A 23,022-nucleotide genomic window follows, 5' to 3' on the forward strand; every position below is an offset into this window, starting at 1 on the left:
TCAATAATGAATGATGAAGATAAAATAAATAAAGTTCTGGAGCAAAATCTTGACAAAGATAGATACTGTTGGTTTTTGTTTGGCTCCAGAGCAGAATGAACATATAATAAAAGATCTGATTATGATATAGGTGTCATAGGAGATCAGCCACTTGAGTTTAGAAGTTATCTCAAACTAAGAAGAGAACTTGACGAAAGTGTTGGCAAAAAGGTGGATTTGGTGGATTTTGCAAAAGTGGATAATCAATTCAAAAATTTAGCATTAAAACATATTCAGATATGGAACCAACCCAAAAATTTAATTATAAAGCAAAACAGTTAGAAAAAGCTTATAAAAGGCTTGAAGATGCTGTAAGTCAGGAAAGGAATGAATTTGTACAAGATAGTGTAATTCAAAGATATGAGTTTACATTTGAATTATTCTGGAAAGTAGGGAAGTTTTATCTTGAAATTCAGTGAATTCAGGTAAACTCTCCTAGAGCGGTAATGAAAAGTTTATATGAAATAGGGGTTATAGATGATGTAGATTTATTCCTTGATATGATGGAAGTTAGGAATCTAAGTTCTCATATATATGATGAAGAAAAGTCAAATGAGATTTATGATTTTATAACTAAAAATTATCAGCATTTGTACAATGCTTACAAAAATATGGAAATATAATATTTATATACTAAATCAAAAGAAATGGCTATAAACAACAGACACGAATTAGTATTTATCTATGATAGTAGATTTGCAAATCCAAATGGTGATCCTTTGGAGAACGATGAGCTTAGAATGATACATGATAAACTTTATGTTACAGATGTTAGATTGAAAAGAACTATTAGAGATTATTGGGATCAAATCTGAGAAAATGTTTTTGTAAAAGAAGAATTAAAAGACAATCAGGATGTTAAAAGTATAAAAGATAGGCTAAGCGATGAATGAATTAATGATAAAAAAGCTACGAAAGAAGATATTCAGAAGTTCAAAGAAAAGTTTGTTGATGTAAGAGCTTTTGGAAGTGCTATATTAACTAAAATTACCTGACCTGTACAATTTAATTTTGGTGAGAGTATGCACGATGTAGATCAGGTAAGAGTTCAATGAACTACAGTTTTTAGTTCGTGAGAAAGTAAAGGGCAAGGTACATTTACAGAAATGTTTGTTGTACCTTATAGTATTATAGCTTTTCATTGAATAGTTAATGAAAAAGCAAGTAGTTCAACTAATTTTGAAGAAGAAGATTTTAACTCATTAAAAAATTGACTTTGGGATGGTACCAAGAATTTGCTTACAAGAAGTAAATTTGAACAAATGCCAAGAATACTTGTAGATGTTAAATTCAAAGAGTGAGTTAATACTCATATATGAGAACTTGATAAGTATATAAAATTTGTGCCAAACAACAAAATAAGAGACTCCAAAGCACTTAATGATATTAGTAAATGATATTTTGAATTTGGAGAGTTTGTTGAGAGAGTAGAGGACTACAAAGATAAAATTGACTCTATAGACATAAAAATAGACAAAAGGGCTTCTATCCAAAATCTTGAATCCCAAGAAATAGATTTAAGAGTTGAAAAAGTATAAAAATGAATGTATTGGCCTTCAAAATATCAGGAAAGTTTGCTCATTTCCGTAGATTCTATACAACTACATCTCCTCTGACCTTCCAAATACCTCCCTTTACAGCTGTCAAAGGTATTTTGGGAGCAATTTTGGGATTGGAAAAAGATAGTAATAACGAGAGTATGAATACTGCAAAAATTTGAGTCAAACTAAACAATAGTGTTTCAAACAAGAAAATGTTTGGAATGAATTTTTTGGACACCAAAAGATGATCTGGTCATATCCAAGTAAGATTAGAAACAATTATAAACCCAAGTTATACAATATATATTGCTGATGAATGATTTGAATACTATCAAAAGCTAAAAAACAATCTTGAGCAAAACTACCGATATTATACTACTTATCTTGGTATTAGTGAGTTTATTGCCAATATCCAGTATATGTGAGAGCAAAATACTGTTTCTTTTGAGAACAAAGAAAATGTATATATAAATAGTTTGGTTCCCGAAGAGTATTTTGAAGAAGGTAAAAACATATCTTTGGAGGAGTGAGTGCCATTTGAGTTTGAAAAAGTTCCTTTCCAGATGGATAATCAAAGAAATGTATTGTCATTGAAAGAGTTTTTGTTTGTTCCAGATGGAACTGCTATCAAACTTAAAAAAGCTTCTTGTATTGATTTTAATGGAGAAAATATAATCTTATGTTAGATGATTTTATTCCAGATGGTTATATTGCACATCCTGGAGAGTCTCTATATGAACATTTATATTTTGTTGCCAAAGAAAATCAGAATATCTGAAAAAATTATTATATGGGAGAAAAAAAATTAGGTGATTTTTTTGCCTTGGTATGAATTCTTCACGATATTGGAAAATATACAAAAATATTTCAATATTATATCCAAAAGTACAATAAGAATAATATAGATTGAGAAGTTGCTTCATTGATACAAAATTATAAAGAACATAGTGTTTTTGGAGCTTTTTTTTATTTTTATATAATATGAAAAAATCTTCCAATAATACAGGAGCAATGATTTGATAGAGAGGAAGCAAAATTTCTGATGCTTGCCTGAATGTATGCTATATTAAAGCACCATTGAAATCTTGAAAATATTGTAAATGTTCAGGATACAGACTGGTTGGCTCAGAGATTGGATGTAATTAGAACTCAGCTGGAGTATATTGATTTTGATGCTACTACTAAAGAACTACATAGGTTGTTAAAAGATTTTGATATATATTTTGAGTTTGATTTTGAAGAGTTCAAAGATGTAGTTAATGCTGAATGATTCAAGCAACAGGTTTTGGGTATTTTTGATTCTGCTTATTCCAGAACCCAATCAGATGCTATGAAAATAAAATACCTAAAAATATTTTATTCTTCTTTGATATATGCTGACAAATACAAAACAATTTTTCAGAATTATAGTTTTTCTCCAAATATTATCAACAAACCTGATTTAGTTGAAAATTTCAAAAAAATCAAAAATCTTGATAATCCATCAGATGAACTAAATGTATTCAGAAATAATATTTATAGAGATGTTTCGGATTGACTTGAAAAAATAGATACTTACAACCATTTTTATACTCTAAATGCTCCAACTTGAGCTGGAAAAACTTTTAACTTGTTAAATATAGCTCTTAAATTACAATGAAAACTCTCTGATCAGGGAATAAGTGCAAAAATAATTTATTGACTTCCTTTTACTTCAATAATAGAGCAGGTCTATCAGGAAATTTATAATATTCTGAAAACTAATGGATATTCGCCAGATGAGGATAATTTATTATTGAAACACCACTATCTTGCTGAAGTTGATTTTGATGATGAAAACGAGAATTTGCTTGAAAATTATGACAAGAAAAAATTTATGATTAACTCTTGGGATGCAGGAATAGTAGTTACAACCTTTGTCCAGATTTTTCATACCATTTTTGGTAATAAAAACAAACAACTTATAAAATATCCTAACTTCCAAAACAGTATATTTATTCTGGATGAAATACAAACAACTCCATATTGTTATCGGTGAAATTTCAAAGAAATGTTTAGGATACTTGCTAAGTATATGAACTGCTATTTTGTTTTAAGTTCTGCTACTTTGCCAATGATTTTTGATAAGGATGAAGCTATTGAGCTTTTGCCCAATAATCAGAAATATTTTGATCAATTGGATAGAACAGGTGTTGATATAACCAATATGAACAACTTAATATGAATTCAGGAGTTTTGTGAACAGATAAGCAATTCTTTGGAAAACAATCCAGGCAAAAACCATCTTATTATACTTAATACTATAAAATCCAGCTTGAAGGTTTATAATAGCTTGAAAGATGAGTACAATGATGAAAATAATGAAATTATATATCTTTCTACAAATATAGTTCCTGCCCACAGGAAAGAAAGAATCAACAAAATAAAAAATATAAAAAATTCGGATAACAATAAAAGAGTTATTGTTGTTTGTACTCAATTAATAGAGGCATGAGTTGATATAGATATGGATATCTGATTCAGGGATATTGGACCAATAGATAGTATAGTACAAGCTCTTGGAAGAATAAATAGAAACTGAAAAAATTCTAGTAGGTGAGTTCTTTATCTTTATTCTCTGATAGATGAAGATAACAAAAAACAAGAAAAATTTGCAAAGTATATTTATGATTTTCTGAGTTTGCAGTTTACCAATCAGGTATTATCCTGAGACTGAATTATTTATGAAAAAGATTATAAAAAACTGTTTGATAATTATTTTGAGTTGATACAGCAAAATAAAGGTAAAGATATAGAAAATAAGTTGTTGGACAACTGGAATCACTTGGAATTTGAAGATATGAGCAGAAACTTTAATCTGATAGAAAAAAGCTACCAAACAGTTGATATCTTTGTTAACATTGATAATTATTCCAAGAATCTACTCAAGCAATTTGAGGATATATCAAATATTCCCAACAAATTTGAAAGAAAAAAGGAGTGGGATAAAATCAAACCGTATTTTTTGCAGTACATAATATCAGTTGATATAAGTAAAATACAAAATTTGTGATTTGCCAAAAGAGAACTAGAAAGGTGACTTATATATGAAAATCAGGATTTGATAAAGGAGTTTTATAATGAAGAAGTAGGTTTTGATGTTTCAAGTGCAAATGATGTAATGTTGGAGGATAACATTATTTAACTGTTAATTGGATATAATGAAATTTCAGATAACAGCTTCTTTGATAGCCCAGTATATGCACTGTCCAAGACAAGGCTGGCTTTTTTACAACAATCTGAAATCTGAGCATACTTCCGAAAAAGTAAAAATCTGAAAACATTATCACGAGCTAAGGTATGATGATCAAGATGAAAATGTAGAAGTAGAACTGGATGGGATAAAAATAGACAAATTAACCAAAGATTATGTAGAAGAATTTAAAAAGGCAAATACTGAATTTGAATGAGTAAAAATGCAGATTTTGTTTTATCTTTGGAAACTTAAACAAAAGTGAGTAAATAAAAAATGACTAATCAAATTCAAGGAAAACCAAGATAATATTCAGATAGAGTTGACCAAAGATAATGAAAAAGAATTATTAAATACTATACAAGATATAGAAAGTATTCTAAGTAGCGAAAAAATACCAGATAAGCTTATAAATAAGCAGTGAGGACCTCACAAAAAATGTAGATGATGCAGCTATTATGAATTTTGCTGGATTTAATTTTGACTATAAAAAATGGAAAATAAAAATCTTTATATAACTCAATCCTGACAGCTTAGCAGAAAAGATAATACCTTGTTTTTTCAGAATGAGTCTACTCAGAAAGTAATTCCAATAGCTAATATTGAACAGATTTTTTGTCTTTGAGAGGTTAGTATAAATTCAAAGTTATTAAATTTTCTTACCCAGAATATGATAACAGTTCACTTTTTTAATTATTATGGATATTATTCATGAAGTTATTATCCAAGAGAAAATTATGTAAGTGGTAAGCTTTTTGTGAATCAGGTAAACTATTATCAAAATACTTCCAGTAGATTAGAAATAGCATCCAATATAGTTGAATGAATATGAAACAATATGATAAGTTCATTGAGGCACTATCAGAGACATCACAAAAATGTAGAAAAATATATTCATAAAATTCAGGAAATGTTGGTAGGTATAAAATCCAAGAAGGATATCAATCAGGTATTATTTGTAGAATGAAGTTTGTGGGATGTTTATTATAATAGTTTCAAAGAGTTCCTGCCAGAAGAATTTGTTTTGAATAAAAGGGTAAAAAGACCACCTGATAATCCTATAAATGCCTTGATAAGCTTTTGAAATTCTGTGCTTTATACTTATGTACTAACAAAAATTTATCATACTCAACTAAATCCAACAATTTCTTATTTGCATGAACCTTTCCAAAGAAGGTTTTCTCTTGCTTTGGATGTATCAGAAGTTTTCAAGATACCGTTGGTTTATGGAAACATTTTCAACATGGTAAACAGGGGAGTACTAAAAGTAGAAAAACATTTTATGCATGATGTTAATTATGCTGTATTAAATGAAGAAGGAAGAAGGTTGTTTCTAAGATACTGGGATGAAAGAGTTCAGAAAACAGTAGATCATCCCAAGCTAAAAAGAAAAGTAAGTTATGGAAGTTTGATAAAGTTTGATTGTTATAAGCTAATAAAACATATCATGTGAGAAGAGCAGTTTGTTCCTTTTAGTATGGAAAAAAATTATTAATGTATGTAATTGTAATTTATGATATAACAGAAAAAAAAGTAACCAAAGTTCATAAATATTTGAAGAAAAAACTTAATTGGATACAAAATAGTGTTTTTGAAGGTGAACTTCCGGAGTCTGATTTTGTTCGTATGAAAGAAGATCTCAAAAAAATGGTAAAAAAATTTCAGAAGGAAATACCAGAGTGAGAAAATAGTATAATTATTTTTCATATGCCATATAAATGAGCTATGGAAAGACAGGTAATATGAGAAGAAAAAAGTCCAATTGATAATATGATATAATAGATTTTTTTGGGATGTGAAACAGATTTTTTGTAAAAAACTTTTATTTGTTTTTCAGTTGGAAAAAACTTATTAATTATATTTGAAAAAATCTTGCATTAGAGCTTTATATAAATATTATTTAATTAAGGGTTTTGGCAGGTGTCCAAAGCCTCTTAGCTGAACTAATGTAGTATTGAAATATGATACAAACCGAGAACCAAAAAAATGTCATATTGCTCTTAGCTGAACTAATGTAGTATTGAAATGTTATTAAACTTATATTTACATTATATCAACTAGCACCTCTTAGCTGAACTAATGTAGTATTGAAATGACCTGTTCCTTCTATTATATCGTCAAGCCTTCTAGCTCTTAGCTGAACTAATGTAGTATTGAAATAGAAAATGAACACAAGATAGAAGTACAAGTTTAAATCTCTTAGCTGAACTAATGTAGTATTGAAATATCAAAGATACATATAAATGAAAAGCTAGAGAGCATCTCTTAGCTGAACTAATGTAGTATTGAAATCTTCTGCTCAATCTTCTATTCCATCTAATTTAGTTTCTCTTAGCTGAACTAATGTAGTATTGAAATGATTATGAAATAGTAGTAGAATTAGGGGAACATCTACTCTTAGCTGAACTAATGTAGTATTGAAATTGAGAATATATATGCTGATTACTCATAGGCTTTCATTCTCTTAGCTGAACTAATGTAGTATTGAAATTATGAATTTTAGGTATGACAATAGGACCAATAATAACTCTTAGCTGAACTAATGTAGTATTGAAATCATCTTTGAAATAATTGACAAGCAAGCACGGAATGGGCTCTTAGCTGAACTAATGTAGTATTGAAATCATCTTGGCTCTCATCTTCAACAATAAATTCCTCTCACTCTTAGCTGAACTAATGTAGTATTGAAATAACAATGAAGGAAGTCAGAGCAGGAAAGAGAAATGGCTCTTAGCTGAACTAATGTAGTATTGAAATAAAGCTTCATCACAAAGAAAAAACGATAATGCTGACTCTTAGCTGAACTAATGTAGTATTGAAATTGCATAAATGTATCTCTATACTCTATCGTTACTTCTACTCTTAGCTGAACTAATGTAGTATTGAAATAGTGATTGATATACACCAGTTAATAAGTTTTTAGCAACTCTTAGCTGAACTAATGTAGTATTGAAATAAACAACAATAATAATATTTTTTTCATTTTTTTATGTCTCTTAGCTGAACTAATGTAGTATTGAAATAAAACTATAAAAACAATAATATCTTTTTTGTTTTTGCTCTTAGCTGAACTAATGTAGTATTGAAATACCCATCATAATAGTATACAAAATCTTGTTAATATTTGCTCTTAGCTGAACTAATGTAGTATTGAAATATTCCACCAGCTCATCAATATTTACTTGTTTTGCTTTCTCTTAGCTGAACTAATGTAGTATTGAAATCAGCTATTGAGCAGTACAATATAAAATACCAAGAGACTCTTAGCTGAACTAATGTAGTATTGAAATTTTATGTTTGTGACTCACATTTTGGATAAAAGAAAACTCTTAGCTGAACTAATGTAGTATTGAAATGATACTTTTTCTGGTATCCAACAAGTTGTTATCATTCTCTTAGCTGAACTAATGTAGTATTGAAATAAATGATAGCTTTTTTTACTTTTTAATAATTTTCTCTTGAAATCCAAAAAATCATATTTTGATTATTTACTCTTATAGGGGATGTCATTTTTGTTTGATTCTATTTAAGTATTTGGACTTGGGAATATGAAAATGTGGATAGCTAGATCATAGCTTCCATATTTTTTTTATAGAACAAAATTTAGTAAACTATTACTATAAAAGTATGGCTTCTACAAGCTGGAATTAAGTTTTTTTATTGAAAAAGCCAGATAATTACTTATATTTATTATAATTTTAACCATTAAAACAAAATAAGTATGTACGAAGAGTTGGTAAAAAAACTAAGAGAAATTAGAAATTTAGATAATATGCAAGCTTTGGCCACTTGGGATAAAGAAACTTATATGCCTAGTTGAGCCAGTGATGATAGGTGAGAAATGCTTGCTACATTGACAAAAATAAAATTTGAAAAGTTTACTGAAAAAAATCTTTATGATTTGGTAAATAAACTTTTGGATAACCAAGATCTAGAAGATATCCAAAAGAAAAATTTGACTGTAATCAAAGAAGATATAGAAAAAATCAATAAGTTATCTTCTCAGCTTTTGGAAAAAATAGCTTTGCAAAAAACTAAGACAAATACAGCCTGGAAAAAAGCAAGGCAAGAAGAAGATTTTTCAATTTTTGCCAAAGAGTTCCAAAAATTGTTGGACTTGAGATTAGAAGAAGCTAATCTGGTGGGTTATGAAGATAATTTATATGATTATTTTTTGCACGAGTTTGACCCTTGGACAAAAACTTATCAACTTGACGAAATATTTCAAGAATTTAAGCCAAAGCTAAAAGAATTAATTGACAAAGTAAAAACAATTGATCCAAAAATACAAGAACTAGCAAACAAAAGATTTAATAAAGATAAAATCAAAGAACTAGTTTATGAAGTTTTAGAAGAACTTTGATATGATTTTGATAAATGAAGGCTTGATATTTCGGTACATCCTTTTACTCGTTCAATATCATTAAATGATGCTAGAATAACTACTAGACTTTGAGATGGTGATCTAATTGATTGCCTAACAACTACTATACATGAAATGTGACATGCTTTATATCATCTCTGAGTTGATAAATCTCAATACTGACTACCTGCTGGTGAGATTAGATCTTTGGCTTTGCATGAATCACAAAGTATGATTTGGGAGCTTTATATAGCCAAAAACCCGAAATTTTGGGAGAGATTTTTTCCAAAATTATCTAAATATTTTCCAAAAGAGTTTGAATGATATGATTACCAAGATTTTGTAAAATTAATTCATAATATACAACCAAGCTTGATAAGAACAAGTGCTGACCAACTTACTTATCATATGCATATTATCATAAGATATGAAATGGAAAGAGACTTGTTGGCTTGAAAAATAAAAGTTGAGGATATGCCAAAAATATGGAATCAAAAATATTATGATTATTTGTGAGTACAGCCTACTACTCTAAAAGAATGAATTTTACAAGACCCTCATTGGGCTAATGCAGAATTTGGTTATTTTCCTACTTATTCCTTGGGTAATATGTATGCTTCTTGGATTTATCAAAATATGGACCAACAACTATGATTACTTGATAAGATTATTGCAAATTGAGAGTTTGAACAAATTAAATCTTATCTAAGCAACAATATTCATAAAAAGGGTAGTGTTAATAAATCTTTGGATGTGATAAATTCTTTGGCAGAAGATAATTTCTCAGTAGATAAGTATATTAATTTTATGGAAGAAAAATTAAATAGTTTGGGCTTGATTGAATAATAGTATCAATCCAGTTATTAATACCCTATAAGATAAGTTTAAGACTCTAGTTCATTTAGATAATCTTTTATCTTATCATAAGAATATCATCTATAAAGCATTTTTTGTATAAATTTATTTTTTTGATTGTAATCAGACAAATTATCAAAGTTAAATTTTTTGATTACCTTGTTGGCATCTTTTTGTATATCTTTTTCTTTGTAGAATTTTTCATGGACTTGATATCTTAGTTTTGGAATTTGTTGTTTTTCTTCCAACTCTTTTATTGCATTTAATATCAAATTGTATCTGTATCATTTCCTTTGTAGTTTGGCAAGCAGCTTTTGTCTTTGGCTTTGTAGTGATAAATCATTGAATTCATTGTTTCAAACAATTTTTGTTAAAGTTTCAAATAAGCTTTCATACTCATCAATTTCTAGAGGCTTTTGGTCTCAGGTATATCATTTTTCATTAAGTTTTTTAATTATATGATAATATCATTTTCACTTATTAAGTTGTTGATTTATATAAATTTCAGCAAATCTTTCATCGTTTATAAAATTTTTTTCTTTTAGTTTTTCTATCACATAATTTATATCTTCTTTGTTTGAGGTTTTTGTTTGCATTTTTTCTCTTAGTTTGTTTTCTGTATATAGTCCAAATCTGTCTAAAAGTTTAATACAATAATTATATAATTTTTCTTTTTTTCGGGCAACAGTTTGAGTTTGTTTTTTAAACTTTTTTTTGATTTTTTTATCTAGTTTTTCAAGATAACTTTGAAATTCGTTTGCAGTATTAAACTCTGGAAGATAATATTCCTTTCAAATCAATTTCAATTTTTTTTCTAAAAGCTCTTTTTGTTTGCTAGTAGGCTCAAACATTTTAATCACATATTGTTAAAGTTTTTTGTCATGATAATTATTTTTACCAAAACATCAAACACAATTTTTATTTAATTGATTGGTTATAGATTTTGATAATTCTTTTGGCAGCATTGTGATATTCTTTATCTTTTCATTTTTCAATCACACAAATAAATTTTTTTCAGTTATTTTTGTAGACTACATACGGATCTTGAATACTTACTAGTTGACCATTTGAAAATTCTAATTTTACATTTCTTCCTAAAAAGTTGATTGATAACGAAAAATTTATTTCTCAATAGTTTTCTTTTATTTCAGAAAACATTGTTTTTAAAACATCTGAGCAGACTCATATAGTTTGTCTAAAACCATCCAAATCAATAGTTCAATTACACTTAACTGCATCATCCAAACTTCTCAAAAACATATCTTTTGATGACAAAGTTTGGGAAATTTCTGCTTTTTTCAAATTACTTTCCTGACTTGGGTTGTTTTCACCTGGGAGTCAAAGGTCAAGTTTTACTTGTTCTGACATTTTCAAAATTAAGTAAAATAAATTTTAATAATAATTTAATTAAACCACCTACTATACTGATAAGTTTAATAATTTTTTTCTAAAAATCAATTGTTTTTAAATTTTGTCAATATTGTTTTGACTTTTTAAGAATTTTTTTTATTATGGCAATAATTTTTATCATAAACAAATAATATATGCAACCAGATACATTGAAAATACTAGAAAAAGTAAGTAAAAATTATTGATGACCCAACAAATCTCAAATACAGAAAATACTTTGACAAACAAATAAGTCACTTGAAGACATTTTTTTCCAGAAAGCATTGGGGTATTATGTAAGTAAATATAAAAAAGAACTTAGAAAAGCACTTGGTAAAAAAAAGATTAAAGCAGAAGATTATAGCGAACAAATACCAAGTTATGAAGAGACAGTAGAAACAAGATCTTTTGAGCAAAGAGATTGACAACAAATGGCAATTGATTTTTTGAATGAAAATCAAGATAATAACTGTATAATTTCATTAACAACCTGAGAATGAAAAACAATTGTAGCACTCAATGAGATGTTGAAATATTTGTGAAAGCCGTGAAAAGTAGTTTTTTGTGCTCCCACAAATGAACTTGTAAAACAACAATATCAAGCTTTTTTGGAGTTTTTGGAAATTAATTGATACGACAAAAAAAGTATTGAAATATGATATATGAATAGTAAAGATGAGTTGGAATCAAATCCCAAAATTGTTTTTACAACACATCATTGACTAGAAAAAATTTCATCTACAACAAATGATCTATGGATAATAGATGAGATTCATATCTGAGAAGAATGAAACAAAGAGTCTTGAACTCATAATTATCCTACATTTAAAAATTATGAATATCAAAAAGAACAATGAAATCAGCCTAGAATACTATGACTTACAGCTCTTTCTACAAACCAAGAAAAAATTATTACAAGTTTTGATATACAAGACTGGTTTGTAGGCTCACAAGAAAAAAACTACAAACCAAGAAATTATCTACTACATAGTCAAGCTCCTCAAAATAGTCTGGAATCAGAAGAGTTCAGAAACCTACAAGAAAAACTGGAAACTGCAAGAAGTTATATTATTCATAATATTGATAGTTTTTTTAAAAACTTAAAAACTCAATGAGTAAAAATTCCTTCTGATATCCTTGAAACTTTTCAAAAAAACAAATTAAAGTCAAAATCTTATATAAATAAAACTAAACAGTTGCAAATGCAAAAGTTGCTAAAGAAAAGAATCAGAAAAAAATTTTCTAAAGAATTTTATCAACACTTAATTTTCAAAAAATTAGTATACATTTTGGACAAGTTGAATAATCTTAAAAAAAATCTTGAAACTGATGATTATACAAAAACTCTCAAAAATGTAACTGACCTTATTGAAGAAATTGATAAAGAAATAATAAAATTTGAAAATAAATGTGAGGAGAATCAAAATTACGATAGCTCTAAATTTTATCACAACATAAAATATTCAAATTTTGGATTACAGCTTTTTTCAAAACTTAAGCACAAATATCAATTAGAAAATTTTGCAAAAATTTTGGCCGAATATGAAAACTCTTGTAATCATCCAAAACTACAACAAACTCTAGAAATATCTGAAACTAACAAAAAGCATGGTAAAACTACAATGGTTTATGTAGAAGATAAAGAGTTGATTTTTAGATTTATGGAAATAGCAAAACAAAAATGATTCAAGGTTTGATATATGGTATGATGAAATAAAAGCAAAAAACAGAAAATAATTCAAAATTTTGTTTCTGATCAGGTGAAATCTTGAGATATTGATATAGTATTTACTACTTCAGTAATGAAACTTTGAATGAACTTTGATATATCTGAGTTGGTTTTATATAATTTACCAAAAAACGAAAAAGATTTATTGCAATTTGTAGGTAGGGTAGGAAGATACAAAGCATGAGCTAATGTACATTTTGTTTACCCAAAAGATACCATTGAATATTATCAACAGTTTTCAAGGAAAAAATCCGCAAAAAGACAGTTGTTAGATCAATTTAGAGAATGAGAAAAGTTAAAACAAACTTGGGATAAACTCAAATCACCTCAAGATTTTTCTAGTAGTGTAAAAAAACATCAAAAACAAAAAATGTTAAAATTTGACAAACCCAAAAAACAAACAATTTGAGACTATCGGATCAAACAAATAAAAAATTGAGTAGTAGAAGAATGAGAAGTTGTTTGTGGAAGATTTAAGATAATGAAAATATCCAACTTAGAAGATTCTAAATTAATTATGGAATTATCTGATAGTTCTACTGATCAAATATTGTTTTGTGAGGTTAGTTGATTTAATAGTAAAAATGACAAAAATAGGTTTAAAAAGAGATTGAACTTTCAAAAAAATTCAGACAATATTTATGTATTGAGCTGAAAAGTTAAAAAATGAAAAATTCATATAAATATAAATAAACAGTGAAGTAATTGCATCAAAAAACTAACAGAAGAAGATTATGATATAGATGAGTTTGATCCACAATTACAACTTTTTAGGTAATATTAATTATTTGCTAGTATTCAAGTAGTATATTTATAGTATTTTTTCAATAAAAATTCTTGGAATGAAGTTAGCCCACTTCTTAACAACATATTCCAATCAATATTATTTAGTTGATTGAAATTTATTTGGAAGTGTTTGTGTCTAGTAGTAATTGCTTCAAAGACTGAACAATCTGTATATTCTCAATCAAAATAAATACTACAACAATTACCAATTTCATTAATATGATGTGCATCACTTCATACAGCTATAAAATCTAAATCTCAGCTATAGTCATTTACTGGAATAGTTTTTGTTTTAAGTATTTTATCAATTTTTTTATGAAATATTTTGTTAAGAGGTGTTTTTTTCAAAAATAAATAAAAATTATCAAAAGCTCAATTTGATATTTCTACTGCCTTCAAAAGTTGTAAAGAAGTTTTATATTGTGATTGTCAAAGTTTGCTTACAACTCAACTTAAATTCAAACTATAAGGATGAGTTACAAAGGAATACAAATCATTTTTGGATTTTATAAAATCAATAAGTTCAAAATATGTCAGTCTAAATGGTTTTAATTCTTCATATTTGAATATTTTTTTATCATAAGAAAATACTATAATATCTATTCAGTCTTTGGTAATACATTCCATTCAAGGAAAGCAAAAATATCAACTTGGTTTGTATTTGTTCATTATTTGATAAGCTCTTTGTGGATTTTTGTATGAATGTTCGGTACTTAATATGCAGTTAATGTTTTTTTCGGTAAATTTTTTTCGTATTTTTTTTACTTTTTTTTGTGCCAGTAGATTGTTAATAGAAAGATTAGGATGAAAATGATAATCTATATTTAATTGCATGTTGTAGATTTATTTTGAATTATTAAAGTATTTTAATATTAATTATAAGAATTTGTCTTATTATTTCAAATGATTGATTGGTAAAATAAAAAACGAAACTTGAAATACAAAAAAAAATAATTAAACTGATAAAAAATTAATTTTATCAAAAATGTTCTCAAAACTTAAAATAACTTTAGAAATTAATTTAAAAAAATGCCTCATCCAGAATATCAATATTTAAACTTGCTTGAAAATATAATTAATAATGGTATCGACAGATGAGATAGGACCTGAACCTGAACAAGAAGCATTTTCTGATCTCAAATGAGGTTTGATTTATCAAAATGATTTCCATTGCTTACTACAAAAAAAATGTTTACAAGATGAATATTTCATGAACTAGTTTGGTTTCTTAGAGGTGATACTAATATCAAATACCTAGCTGATAATGATGTACATATATGGGATGATTGGCCTTATAAAAATTATGTAAATGATGTATGAACTGAAAATGCTTTATCTCAAAAAGATTTTATAGAAAAAATAAAAAGCTTACCCAAAGAAGATGAATTTGTACAAAAATATTGAGACTTAGGACCTGTTTACTGATACCAATGGAGAAATTACAACAATAAAAAAATTGATCAACTTCAAAATGCAATTGATCTTATCAAAAAATCACCTGAATCAAGAAGAATAATTGTTAATGCCTGGAACCCTCAACAAGTTGATAGCATGTTATTGCCTCCTTGTCATTGTTTGTATCAATTTTATGTATGAAACTGAAAATTATCTCTTCATATGTATCAAAGAAGTGCAGATATGTTTTTGTGAGTTCCTTTTAATATTGCTTCTTATAGTGCTTTATTGATTGTGATTTCTAAAATTACCTGATACAAGCCATGAGAGTTTATACATACAATATGAGATTCTCATATATATCACAATCATTTTGAACAAGTTGAAACTCAGCTTTCAAGAAAGCCTCTGGATTTCCCTACTTTAGAAATAGCAAGAAATATAAAGGATATAAACAATATAGAATTTGAAGATTTTATTTTGAGTTGATATGAGAGTTATCCTGCCATTAAGGCTCCTATAGCTGTATAAAAAATAATTTATTATTAAATCTTAATATGAATAGTATTGTAATATTATCTTGACCTAGTTGAGTTTGAAAAACTACAATATGATACAAACTTATCTCAAATCATCCAAATTTTTTTGAAAAAATTGTTACTACAACTTCTAGAAGTATTAGAGACTGAGAAAAAAATTGAATAGATTACTATTTTATTTCAAAAAACCAGTTTGAAAAAAAAATAGAACAAGGTGATCTTATAGAATATGCCCAAGTACATGGCAATTATTATGGTTCTACATATAGTGAGCTGCATAGAATTTTAGAGGCTTGAAAAATTCCAATGTATATAGTTGATCCTCAATGAGCTATATATCTAAAAAATAGTTTATCAAATGATTTTTTGGTGACTAGTTTTTTCATATTGCCTCCTTCTATAGATGAACTTTCAAATAGAGTTACCAATAGATGAACAGAGTCAGAAGAACAAATCAAGATAAGAATGGAAAATGCAAATTATGAATTGCAAACAAAAAATAAGTTTGATTACAATATAGTAAATGATGATTTTGATAAAGCTATTGAAGATTTTGAAAAAATCTTTAAAAACAATTTATGATTTATAAAATAATAAAGCTTCAAATGGATAACATAAAAAAATATATCATAATATGACTTGTATGAATATTTCTAACTATATGATTTTGATTTTTTTTAATGAATTTACATTGAGATGACTATTCTGAATCAGCCTTAATAGAACATATTCCCTGACAACTTTGACAAGTTTTTTATATGTCAGTTGATGATAGAATAGAGTCTTTATTAGAATTAACAGATTGACAAGAAGCAGAAGAGATGATTGGTGTGCTGGATTGAATCAATGAACTAGCTGTTTTTCAAGAATGAGATTGAGTTGATGCAATAAGTTTTATTCTTGTAGATGTGGATAGATGATTTGATATCCAACAAGTTGAAGAAATATGATTTTTAATGGAAGAATGATATGATTTTCAACAAATAGAATGAGGAGTGTATGTATATTGAAATCAAGAATCAATTAGCTTTTTTGAAGATTACGACTGAAAAAACCTTGAAGAACTTGAAAGAACTAAAAACTATGTTTCAACTTTATGAAAAGAAAATAACTTTTGAGTTTTATCTGCTGCCGATGCTGATAGAATGCAGCAACCTACTGAACAACAATTATTTCAAAATTATATAGACATTTTGGAGTATTCTTTGGTTGTTGGTAACATTTCTTCTCAGTGATGAGAATGACAAATTTCTGCCCTATTTTCTAAAGATTTATGAGTTTCTGACAACATAAGTTTTCAGCCAGAAATTTTAGAAAATAAAAAAGAATGAGCACTGGCTCATATCGAAATAGGATCTTTATTTGAGTTTTTGTGAATTGATGCTGATGAGGTTGCTGCAAATGTTTGACTAACATGATGAATGTGAATGGTATGACAACCAGAAATGTTTAGTGACGAGCAGATTGCTGATATTATAAGAGGTCTTGATAATAATATTTCAATATCTTTGGGACAAACTTCAGCAGGATTTTGAGTTTGATGAGAAATTATAATAGACTGAATAGAATTCTTTGATGCAGTAGAATGAGCTATGTGAGATGATATAGAACAACTTGTTCAACAGCTTGGGATAGGGCAAGATGTAGATTATTATGAAACAGAAAATGGTTTTTGAGTAGATGTTACAATAACTCAATGAATGCCTATGCCAATTTCTTGAAGTATAGAATTTGAAGGTAAAGATTGAAAAACTCATATTAATATATTTGATCCAACTATAAATTGAGATTTATTAGATATGAAATATACAGAAAACTCATTACTTACATATTATATAAACTTGGAAGATATTGTTGGTTTGTTGAGGTGATTTGCTGTTACTCAAATGTTTTGAATTGATGACTCACAATTAGATATGTTGGAAGATAAAAAAGTGTATGGTAGTTTTGATATACATTCTGATGAAGCTATATTTAATTTTAAAATGGATTAAAATGAAATTTATAAATACACTTAAGAAACATCCTTTATTATTATCATTCTCTACAGCAATATTTGTTGTATTTGTATTTAATGCAATATTCAATCCTATATTTAATGATTTTGTTTGATACATGGTTGCAGACTGATTGTGAACATCATCAATACAAATGGACCTGATGACATTTATTCAAATGATGTTGGTTTTGCTTGTAGAAATATCTTTGATTTGAGGAGTTTTTTATTATGTTACAAAAAGGTTTTTTATATAAATGAAAATATATGTAAAAGCTTTTCCAAATAGTAAGGTTGAAAAAGTAGAATTAAGTTGACAATATAACTGACTTGATTTATACATTATTAAATTCAAACAAAAACCAATAAAATGACTTGCAAATAAATATTTAATAAATATTCTTTCAAAGTATTTCAATAAATCCAAAAGTTTTATTGAGATATTATCTTGAGAAAAATCAAATTTTAAAAAAATATTAATAAATTAGTATTTTATTATATAAAAATTTATAATGAAAATCTTTGTTTCAATAATATTGGCTTTTATTGTTGGATACTTGTTTTGAGCTTATTCTTCTTTTAATATTATGGCTGATTTTTCCGCTGAAAATGCTTCAAAAGCATTTAATGAAGCTATGGAAAGATGATATGATGTTTATACCTGAGATGAAATAAATATCGAAGATGTTATACAACAACAAAGAGACCAAATTGTTACTAATTTCAACCAAAGAATTGAAGAATATACTCAAGAAATGAAAGACAATACTACTCAGTATCTAAAAGAAAGAATAGCAAGTATCTTTTCTTCAGATAATGATAATTAATATATTTAGATTCTAATTACGCAGAATGTTTTGGTTTTTTGTTATTTTAATATTAGTTATTTTAGTTTTAATAATATTTTTGTATTCTATTTGGAAAGACGAAGAATTAGACTCTCAACAATCTAATAAATTAGACGATTCATACCTAAAAGAAACAGAAAATATTTCTTATATAGATTCATCAGTTTTTTCTGATGATTTATCTGATTTGAGCATAAAAAATGAAGATATTATTGAAGTTAAAAATCAACTAAATAATACTATTATATGAATGGACTGATTTTTAAATGCACTTTTGGTTAATCTGTTTTCTAATTGACATATTTTAGTAGAATGATTACCATGATTAGCTAAAACAAAAACAATAAAAACTTTATCAAAAATAATGGATTTTGATTTTAAAAGAGTACAATTTACTCCTGATATGATGCCTTCAGATATAGTATGAGTAGAGATATACAATCAAAAAGATTGACAATTTTATATCAATAAATGACCTGTATTTACTGATATTTTATTGGCAGATGAGATAAATAGAACTACTCCCAAAGTACAATCAGCTTTATTAGAGGCTATGGAAGAAAAACAAGTAAGTATATGATGATATACGCATGAGATATCTAATCCTTTTTTTGTTCTTGCAACTCAAAATCCAGTAGAGCAAGAATGAACATATACTTTACCTGAAGCACAAGTAGATAGATTTCTATTTAAGGCAATAGTAAATTATCCTTGAAAGGATGACGAATCCAAGATAATTTCAAGTATAGAAAATGAAAAAAATATAACCACCGAAAAAGCTTTGGATAAAAACAAGTTTTTTGAAATTATTAAAAATATTGAAAACGTGCATGTATGAGAAGATGTAAAAGATTATATTGCAAGATTGGTTACTTGTACAAGACAGGAAGATAGTAGAGTAGTATATTGAGCAAGTCCTAGATGAAGTATATCTATATATAAAGCTTCAAAAGTAATAGCATTTTTTCAAAATCGTGACTATGTGATTCATGAAGATGTACAAAAAATTGCTATACTTGCTTTAAGACATAGATTAATACTTAGTTATCAAGCAATGATTGAGTGATATACACCAGATCAATTGTTAATAGAAAAACTTAAAAAGGTAACTCTTGAATAAAAAAATATTTCCAATTTCTAAAAAAAGGATAAAATGATTTGATATCAATTTATCCTTTTTTATTTATTTTACATATATTTTTTAGATATCTAGATTAACTCAATATACTTTAATTTTATCAATTAATTCTTTATTTTTAATTTGAGCTTTTCCTTTTTTATTTGGGGTTAAACTTATTTTTTCATCTCATACTTGTAAAACTACATCAACATTTGCCAGCTCTATAGGAAAATACAGTAATACTGTTTCTTTTTTATTTTTTTTGGTTATTTCATAATTAAAATCTTGAACCAATTCACCTTGGGGAACTTCTTCAGTTGTTCTAACTGAAATTGATATTCACAACTGTTTTTCTAATTCTGATATTTTTGCTCATTGTTTTCATATTATACTTCATTTGTTTTTTTCAGGAACATATAATTTTATACTATTTGTTCATTCTGGTTTAACTTTAACTGGAAAGTTATATTTTTTTTGAAGAATATTTTGAATTTGTTCTGATCAATATTCCAAAAGTACGGATGATTGTTTTTCTCACATGTATTCTTCTACTTTTTCTGTTGGCATTACTACAGTTTGTTCTCAATAGCTATATATTTCATATTCTACTTTTTCTGAAAAAAAGTCATATATTTGGATGACAGGCCTTGCAAGGTCAGAAGATTCCATTCATTCAGGAACTTTTACACAATATTTAAGTTTTAATATTTTATCTAAGCTTCATCATTTTACAAATATCACTGTATCAACTACTTGAGGAACGATTCACATTTCTATAGTTCATAAAAATCTTTGTATACTATCAACTGGATTTGTAGCATGAATAACACCCACAAGTCATATTCAAGTAAGCCTAAGATCTTTAAACAAGTTGAAGTCATCCACATTTCTCACTTCATCATATACTGTATAATCAGGTCTAGAAAGCAATAATATATCTCTTATTTCATTGTGTGGAGCATAAGAAAAACTATACTGAGTAACATCATTTGGTACTAAAAGATCTCTAGGAGATTCTATTGTTTTTACAATTTTTTCATTTTTTACAAACATTTCTATCAAAGCTTGTGCAAAAGTAGTTTTTCCTTCTCAAGGAGATCAACTAATAAGTATTCACTGAGCTTGGTTTTGAAGCAAATTTAATACATCATCATCAAGATTATAATCTTGTATATTTAATTTTTTAACAGGCTTTACTGCAGTTATTTCAATTCAATCTGAAAGTGGAGGCAAAACTATTACAATTCTATAAGGTCATATTTGTAAAACCTTTGATAAATTTTTGTCAATTTCTAAAAATGCATTATCTGTATCTTGAATTTCTTTGTATAATTGATTAATTATATTATTTAGATAATTTTTGGATGGAACTTCTTCATCAAATTTTGTTTCCCATCATCATGGTTTTCATATTTTTTTTATTATATGAACATTTTCCTTGAAATGAACTGACATTACTCATTCTTCAAAAAAATTATCCAAAATGCTTTCTTTTTCTCAAAAAACTTTTTCCATTTAAATTTGATTTTTTTTTAAAAATATATAAAATATAATTGTTTATATTGATTTTGAAATTATTTTCAATAAAAAAGCTTTCAGTTTAAATAAAAAAACAAAACATGAACTATTTTGAAATTAAGTGATTAGTTCAAAAAGGAGGATGACAGGCAAAGTTAAATATGCTTTTTTCTTGAACAGATGAAACAGAAATAAAAGAAATTCTAAAAAACTATTGAATAGTAGTTTTTTCAGTAAATAAATATTACTGAAAACCTGAAGACTTTTGAAGTGTAGAGTTTACATTTGAGTATGAAGAAAACAATTATTCATGAGTAATTGATATTGGAAGAGTTAGGGACTGTTTTCATTTTTTAACTGAAATATGATTTTCTATAAAATATATTAATTCTTTAAAAAAGCCTGTTGATAATGATAAAGTAAAAATAATCTTATGAAAATTATATAAAGAACTAGAAGACGAAAAAAAAGCTAAAGAAGAAACTGAAAAAACCAAAAGTAAACTAGAAGATGATAGTAAATATTCTATAAAAGATTTGGAAAATATTAGAAAAATAATAGAGGAAACTCTAAATGATTATGAAGAATTATTGGAAAGGGTAGACTGAAAAGTTTCGCCAGCAGATGTAAAAAAAATTTGAGAAACTGCTTGAGAGCTGAAAAAGCTTAGAATGGGGTCTAATATTGAAAAAATGTCTTGAGTAATGGAAAGCTTGCTTTTTAAAATGGAAAGTATAGAGTTAGAATATATAAACTCTATTAAAAAAGAAGAAACATGAAAATATATAACTTGAGCTGTATCTGATCTTGATTTTATTATGGAGTATGATAAATACAAAAGAGCCAAAAAGGTAAAAACTATGTCTAATGTTACAGCTACTACCAAGACACTGGATGACTATTACTATTGAGTTTTTTGAAGGCTATGAATTTATTTAAAATTCTTATATAAAGAAATATATAATAAGGCAGAAAACTATATATCATTACTAAATAAGTCCTTTTGGTTTTTTGAGATTGTTTTTATATTTGTGCTGATTGAATTTGTTTTATATATGTTGTATAGTATTTATGCATGATCAGGCATCTATCTTTCTTATTATTTTATATGGAATTTTTGACTATTATGAATCCTAGTTTATATTTGAAAATTTTTTAAGAGTTTTTCAATCTTTAATATTGTTGTAATTTATTTATTTATAATTATATTGTATTTTATTGTTAGAGGAATATTTATAAATACTTTTTGATTATAAAATATGGTTTTTTTATTAGTCTTTTTCAACTTGCTTTTTGTGTATTTTTTTTATTACATTTGATTGTGGTATTTTTGATTGATTCCTATAATATTTACAATTTTTCTTGTTTTTAATATAAAAGAATCATTTTTTTGAGCCTGAAAAAAAATAAACTTTAAAAAACTTATATTAACAAATATTTTTTCTATATCTTGGATTCTAATGAATATTTGATTATATTGAATCCTACAAAATGTTGAATTCTGGGATTTAAGTAAAATATTTATTATTACTTTGATTATATGATTAAATATTTTTTTATATTTGATTTCTTACATAATAAACTATAAGGATTGAGTTAAAATATTTCATGTGTGATACTACTTTTCCTGGCTACTACTTTTTTATGAAGCAGTAGGAGTTTTATCAATATCTGATATATTTGATGTTTTTTT

General features: G+C 26.5%; 21 protein-coding genes and 1 CRISPR repeat array. Of the genes, 17 read left to right on the forward strand and 4 right to left on the reverse strand.

Annotated elements, in window-relative coordinates:
• The first annotated feature begins 6 nt into the window (after positions 1 to 6).
• From HLG78_RS00870 to HLG78_RS00910, 9 genes are all read left to right on the forward strand, one after another.
• Positions 7 to 321 carry a nucleotidyltransferase family protein gene (locus tag HLG78_RS00870; protein ID WP_231178544.1) on the forward strand — a complete coding sequence of 105 codons (315 nt, stop codon included), beginning with the start codon at positions 7 to 9 and terminating at the stop codon, positions 319 to 321.
• Positions 279 to 662 (forward strand): HI0074 family nucleotidyltransferase substrate-binding subunit, encoded by a 384-nt coding sequence (locus tag HLG78_RS00875; RefSeq protein ID WP_231178546.1) that lies wholly within the window; start codon positions 279 to 281, stop codon positions 660 to 662. Before HLG78_RS00870 ends, HLG78_RS00875 begins: the two co-directional genes overlap by 43 nt.
• A gap of 24 nt (positions 663 to 686) precedes the next feature.
• A complete protein-coding gene (gene cas7b / locus HLG78_RS00880; RefSeq protein ID WP_231178548.1) occupies positions 687 to 1,577 on the forward strand; it encodes a type I-B CRISPR-associated protein Cas7/Csh2 in 891 nt (296 codons plus the stop codon).
• Between the two features lie 2 nt (positions 1,578 to 1,579).
• Positions 1,580 to 2,266, forward strand: a complete 687-nt coding sequence (gene cas5b / locus HLG78_RS00885; RefSeq protein WP_231178550.1) for a type I-B CRISPR-associated protein Cas5b — start codon at positions 1,580 to 1,582, stop codon at positions 2,264 to 2,266.
• Positions 2,260 to 4,743 (forward strand): CRISPR-associated helicase Cas3', encoded by a 2,484-nt coding sequence (gene cas3, locus HLG78_RS00890; protein ID WP_231178552.1) that lies wholly within the window; start codon positions 2,260 to 2,262, stop codon positions 4,741 to 4,743. The genes cas5b and cas3 overlap by 7 nt, the downstream gene beginning before the upstream one ends.
• A 16-nt stretch (positions 4,744 to 4,759) precedes the next feature.
• A complete protein-coding gene (cas4, locus tag HLG78_RS00895) occupies positions 4,760 to 5,269 on the forward strand; it encodes a CRISPR-associated protein Cas4 (protein ID WP_231178554.1) in 510 nt (169 codons plus the stop codon).
• Between the two features lie 15 nt (positions 5,270 to 5,284).
• Positions 5,285 to 6,286, forward strand: coding sequence for a type I-B CRISPR-associated endonuclease Cas1b (cas1b, locus tag HLG78_RS00900; protein WP_231178557.1), 1,002 nt, complete (start codon positions 5,285 to 5,287; stop codon positions 6,284 to 6,286).
• Positions 6,286 to 6,570 (forward strand): CRISPR-associated endonuclease Cas2, encoded by a 285-nt coding sequence (gene cas2 / locus HLG78_RS00905; RefSeq protein WP_231178559.1) that lies wholly within the window; start codon positions 6,286 to 6,288, stop codon positions 6,568 to 6,570. The genes cas1b and cas2 overlap by 1 nt, the downstream gene beginning before the upstream one ends.
• Positions 6,571 to 6,722: 152 nt before the next feature.
• A CRISPR array of direct repeats spans positions 6,723 to 8,213; the repeat unit is 30 nt; unit sequence CTCTTAGCTGAACTAATGTAGTATTGAAAT.
• Positions 8,214 to 8,512: 299 nt separating this feature from the next.
• Positions 8,513 to 10,000, forward strand: coding sequence for a carboxypeptidase M32 (locus HLG78_RS00910; protein WP_231178561.1), 1,488 nt, complete (start codon positions 8,513 to 8,515; stop codon positions 9,998 to 10,000).
• 38 nt (positions 10,001 to 10,038) lie between these two features.
• Here the strand turns inward: HLG78_RS00910 and HLG78_RS00915 are convergent, their stop codons facing one another.
• Positions 10,039 to 10,860: a regulatory protein RecX gene (locus HLG78_RS00915; protein WP_231178562.1), complete on the reverse strand. Its 822-nt coding sequence runs from the start codon at positions 10,858 to 10,860 to the stop codon at positions 10,039 to 10,041.
• Between the two features lie 67 nt (positions 10,861 to 10,927).
• Positions 10,928 to 11,377, reverse strand: a complete 450-nt coding sequence (locus tag HLG78_RS00920; RefSeq protein ID WP_231178563.1) for a hypothetical protein — start codon at positions 11,375 to 11,377, stop codon at positions 10,928 to 10,930.
• A gap of 176 nt (positions 11,378 to 11,553) precedes the next feature.
• Here HLG78_RS00920 and HLG78_RS00925 point away from each other — a divergent pair, with 176 nt between their 5' ends.
• On the forward strand, positions 11,554 to 13,905 hold the full coding sequence (locus HLG78_RS00925) for a DEAD/DEAH box helicase family protein (protein ID WP_231178564.1): 2,352 nt from the start codon (positions 11,554 to 11,556) through the stop codon (positions 13,903 to 13,905).
• 2 nt (positions 13,906 to 13,907) lie between these two features.
• On the opposite strand, the gene HLG78_RS00930 is transcribed toward HLG78_RS00925, so the two are convergent.
• Positions 13,908 to 14,747: a hypothetical protein gene (locus HLG78_RS00930; protein WP_231178565.1), complete on the reverse strand. Its 840-nt coding sequence runs from the start codon at positions 14,745 to 14,747 to the stop codon at positions 13,908 to 13,910.
• Positions 14,748 to 14,942: 195 nt separating this feature from the next.
• Between HLG78_RS00930 and thyA the strand changes: the two genes are divergently transcribed.
• The 6 genes from thyA to HLG78_RS00960 all read left to right on the forward strand — a co-directional run bounded on the left by thyA (position 14,943) and on the right by HLG78_RS00960 (position 19,811).
• Positions 14,943 to 15,839 carry a thymidylate synthase gene (gene thyA / locus HLG78_RS00935; protein ID WP_231178567.1) on the forward strand — a complete coding sequence of 299 codons (897 nt, stop codon included), beginning with the start codon at positions 14,943 to 14,945 and terminating at the stop codon, positions 15,837 to 15,839.
• 26 nt (positions 15,840 to 15,865) lie between these two features.
• Positions 15,866 to 16,441, forward strand: coding sequence for a guanylate kinase (gene gmk / locus HLG78_RS00940; RefSeq protein WP_231178569.1), 576 nt, complete (start codon positions 15,866 to 15,868; stop codon positions 16,439 to 16,441).
• Positions 16,426 to 17,841, forward strand: a complete 1,416-nt coding sequence (locus HLG78_RS00945; protein WP_231178571.1) for a hypothetical protein — start codon at positions 16,426 to 16,428, stop codon at positions 17,839 to 17,841. The genes gmk and HLG78_RS00945 overlap by 16 nt, the downstream gene beginning before the upstream one ends.
• A gap of 1 nt (position 17,842) precedes the next feature.
• A complete protein-coding gene (locus HLG78_RS00950; RefSeq protein WP_231178573.1) occupies positions 17,843 to 18,100 on the forward strand; it encodes a hypothetical protein in 258 nt (85 codons plus the stop codon).
• A 255-nt stretch (positions 18,101 to 18,355) separates the two neighbouring features.
• Complete coding sequence (locus tag HLG78_RS00955) at positions 18,356 to 18,670, forward strand: hypothetical protein (RefSeq protein WP_231178576.1); 315 nt, start codon at positions 18,356 to 18,358, stop codon at positions 18,668 to 18,670.
• A 25-nt stretch (positions 18,671 to 18,695) separates the two neighbouring features.
• Positions 18,696 to 19,811, forward strand: coding sequence for an AAA family ATPase (locus HLG78_RS00960; protein ID WP_231178578.1), 1,116 nt, complete (start codon positions 18,696 to 18,698; stop codon positions 19,809 to 19,811).
• Between the two features lie 81 nt (positions 19,812 to 19,892).
• On the opposite strand, the gene HLG78_RS00965 is transcribed toward HLG78_RS00960, so the two are convergent.
• Complete coding sequence (locus HLG78_RS00965) at positions 19,893 to 21,326, reverse strand: ATPase, T2SS/T4P/T4SS family (protein WP_231178587.1); 1,434 nt, start codon at positions 21,324 to 21,326, stop codon at positions 19,893 to 19,895.
• A 104-nt stretch (positions 21,327 to 21,430) separates the two neighbouring features.
• Between HLG78_RS00965 and HLG78_RS00970 the strand changes: the two genes are divergently transcribed.
• Positions 21,431 to 22,585, forward strand: coding sequence for a hypothetical protein (locus HLG78_RS00970; protein WP_231178589.1), 1,155 nt, complete (start codon positions 21,431 to 21,433; stop codon positions 22,583 to 22,585).
• Positions 22,586 to 23,022 lie beyond the last annotated feature (437 nt).

This window comes from Candidatus Absconditicoccus praedator (assembly GCF_021057185.1).
Taxonomy (GTDB): domain Bacteria; phylum Patescibacteriota; class Gracilibacteria; order Absconditabacterales; family Absconditicoccaceae; genus Absconditicoccus; species Absconditicoccus praedator.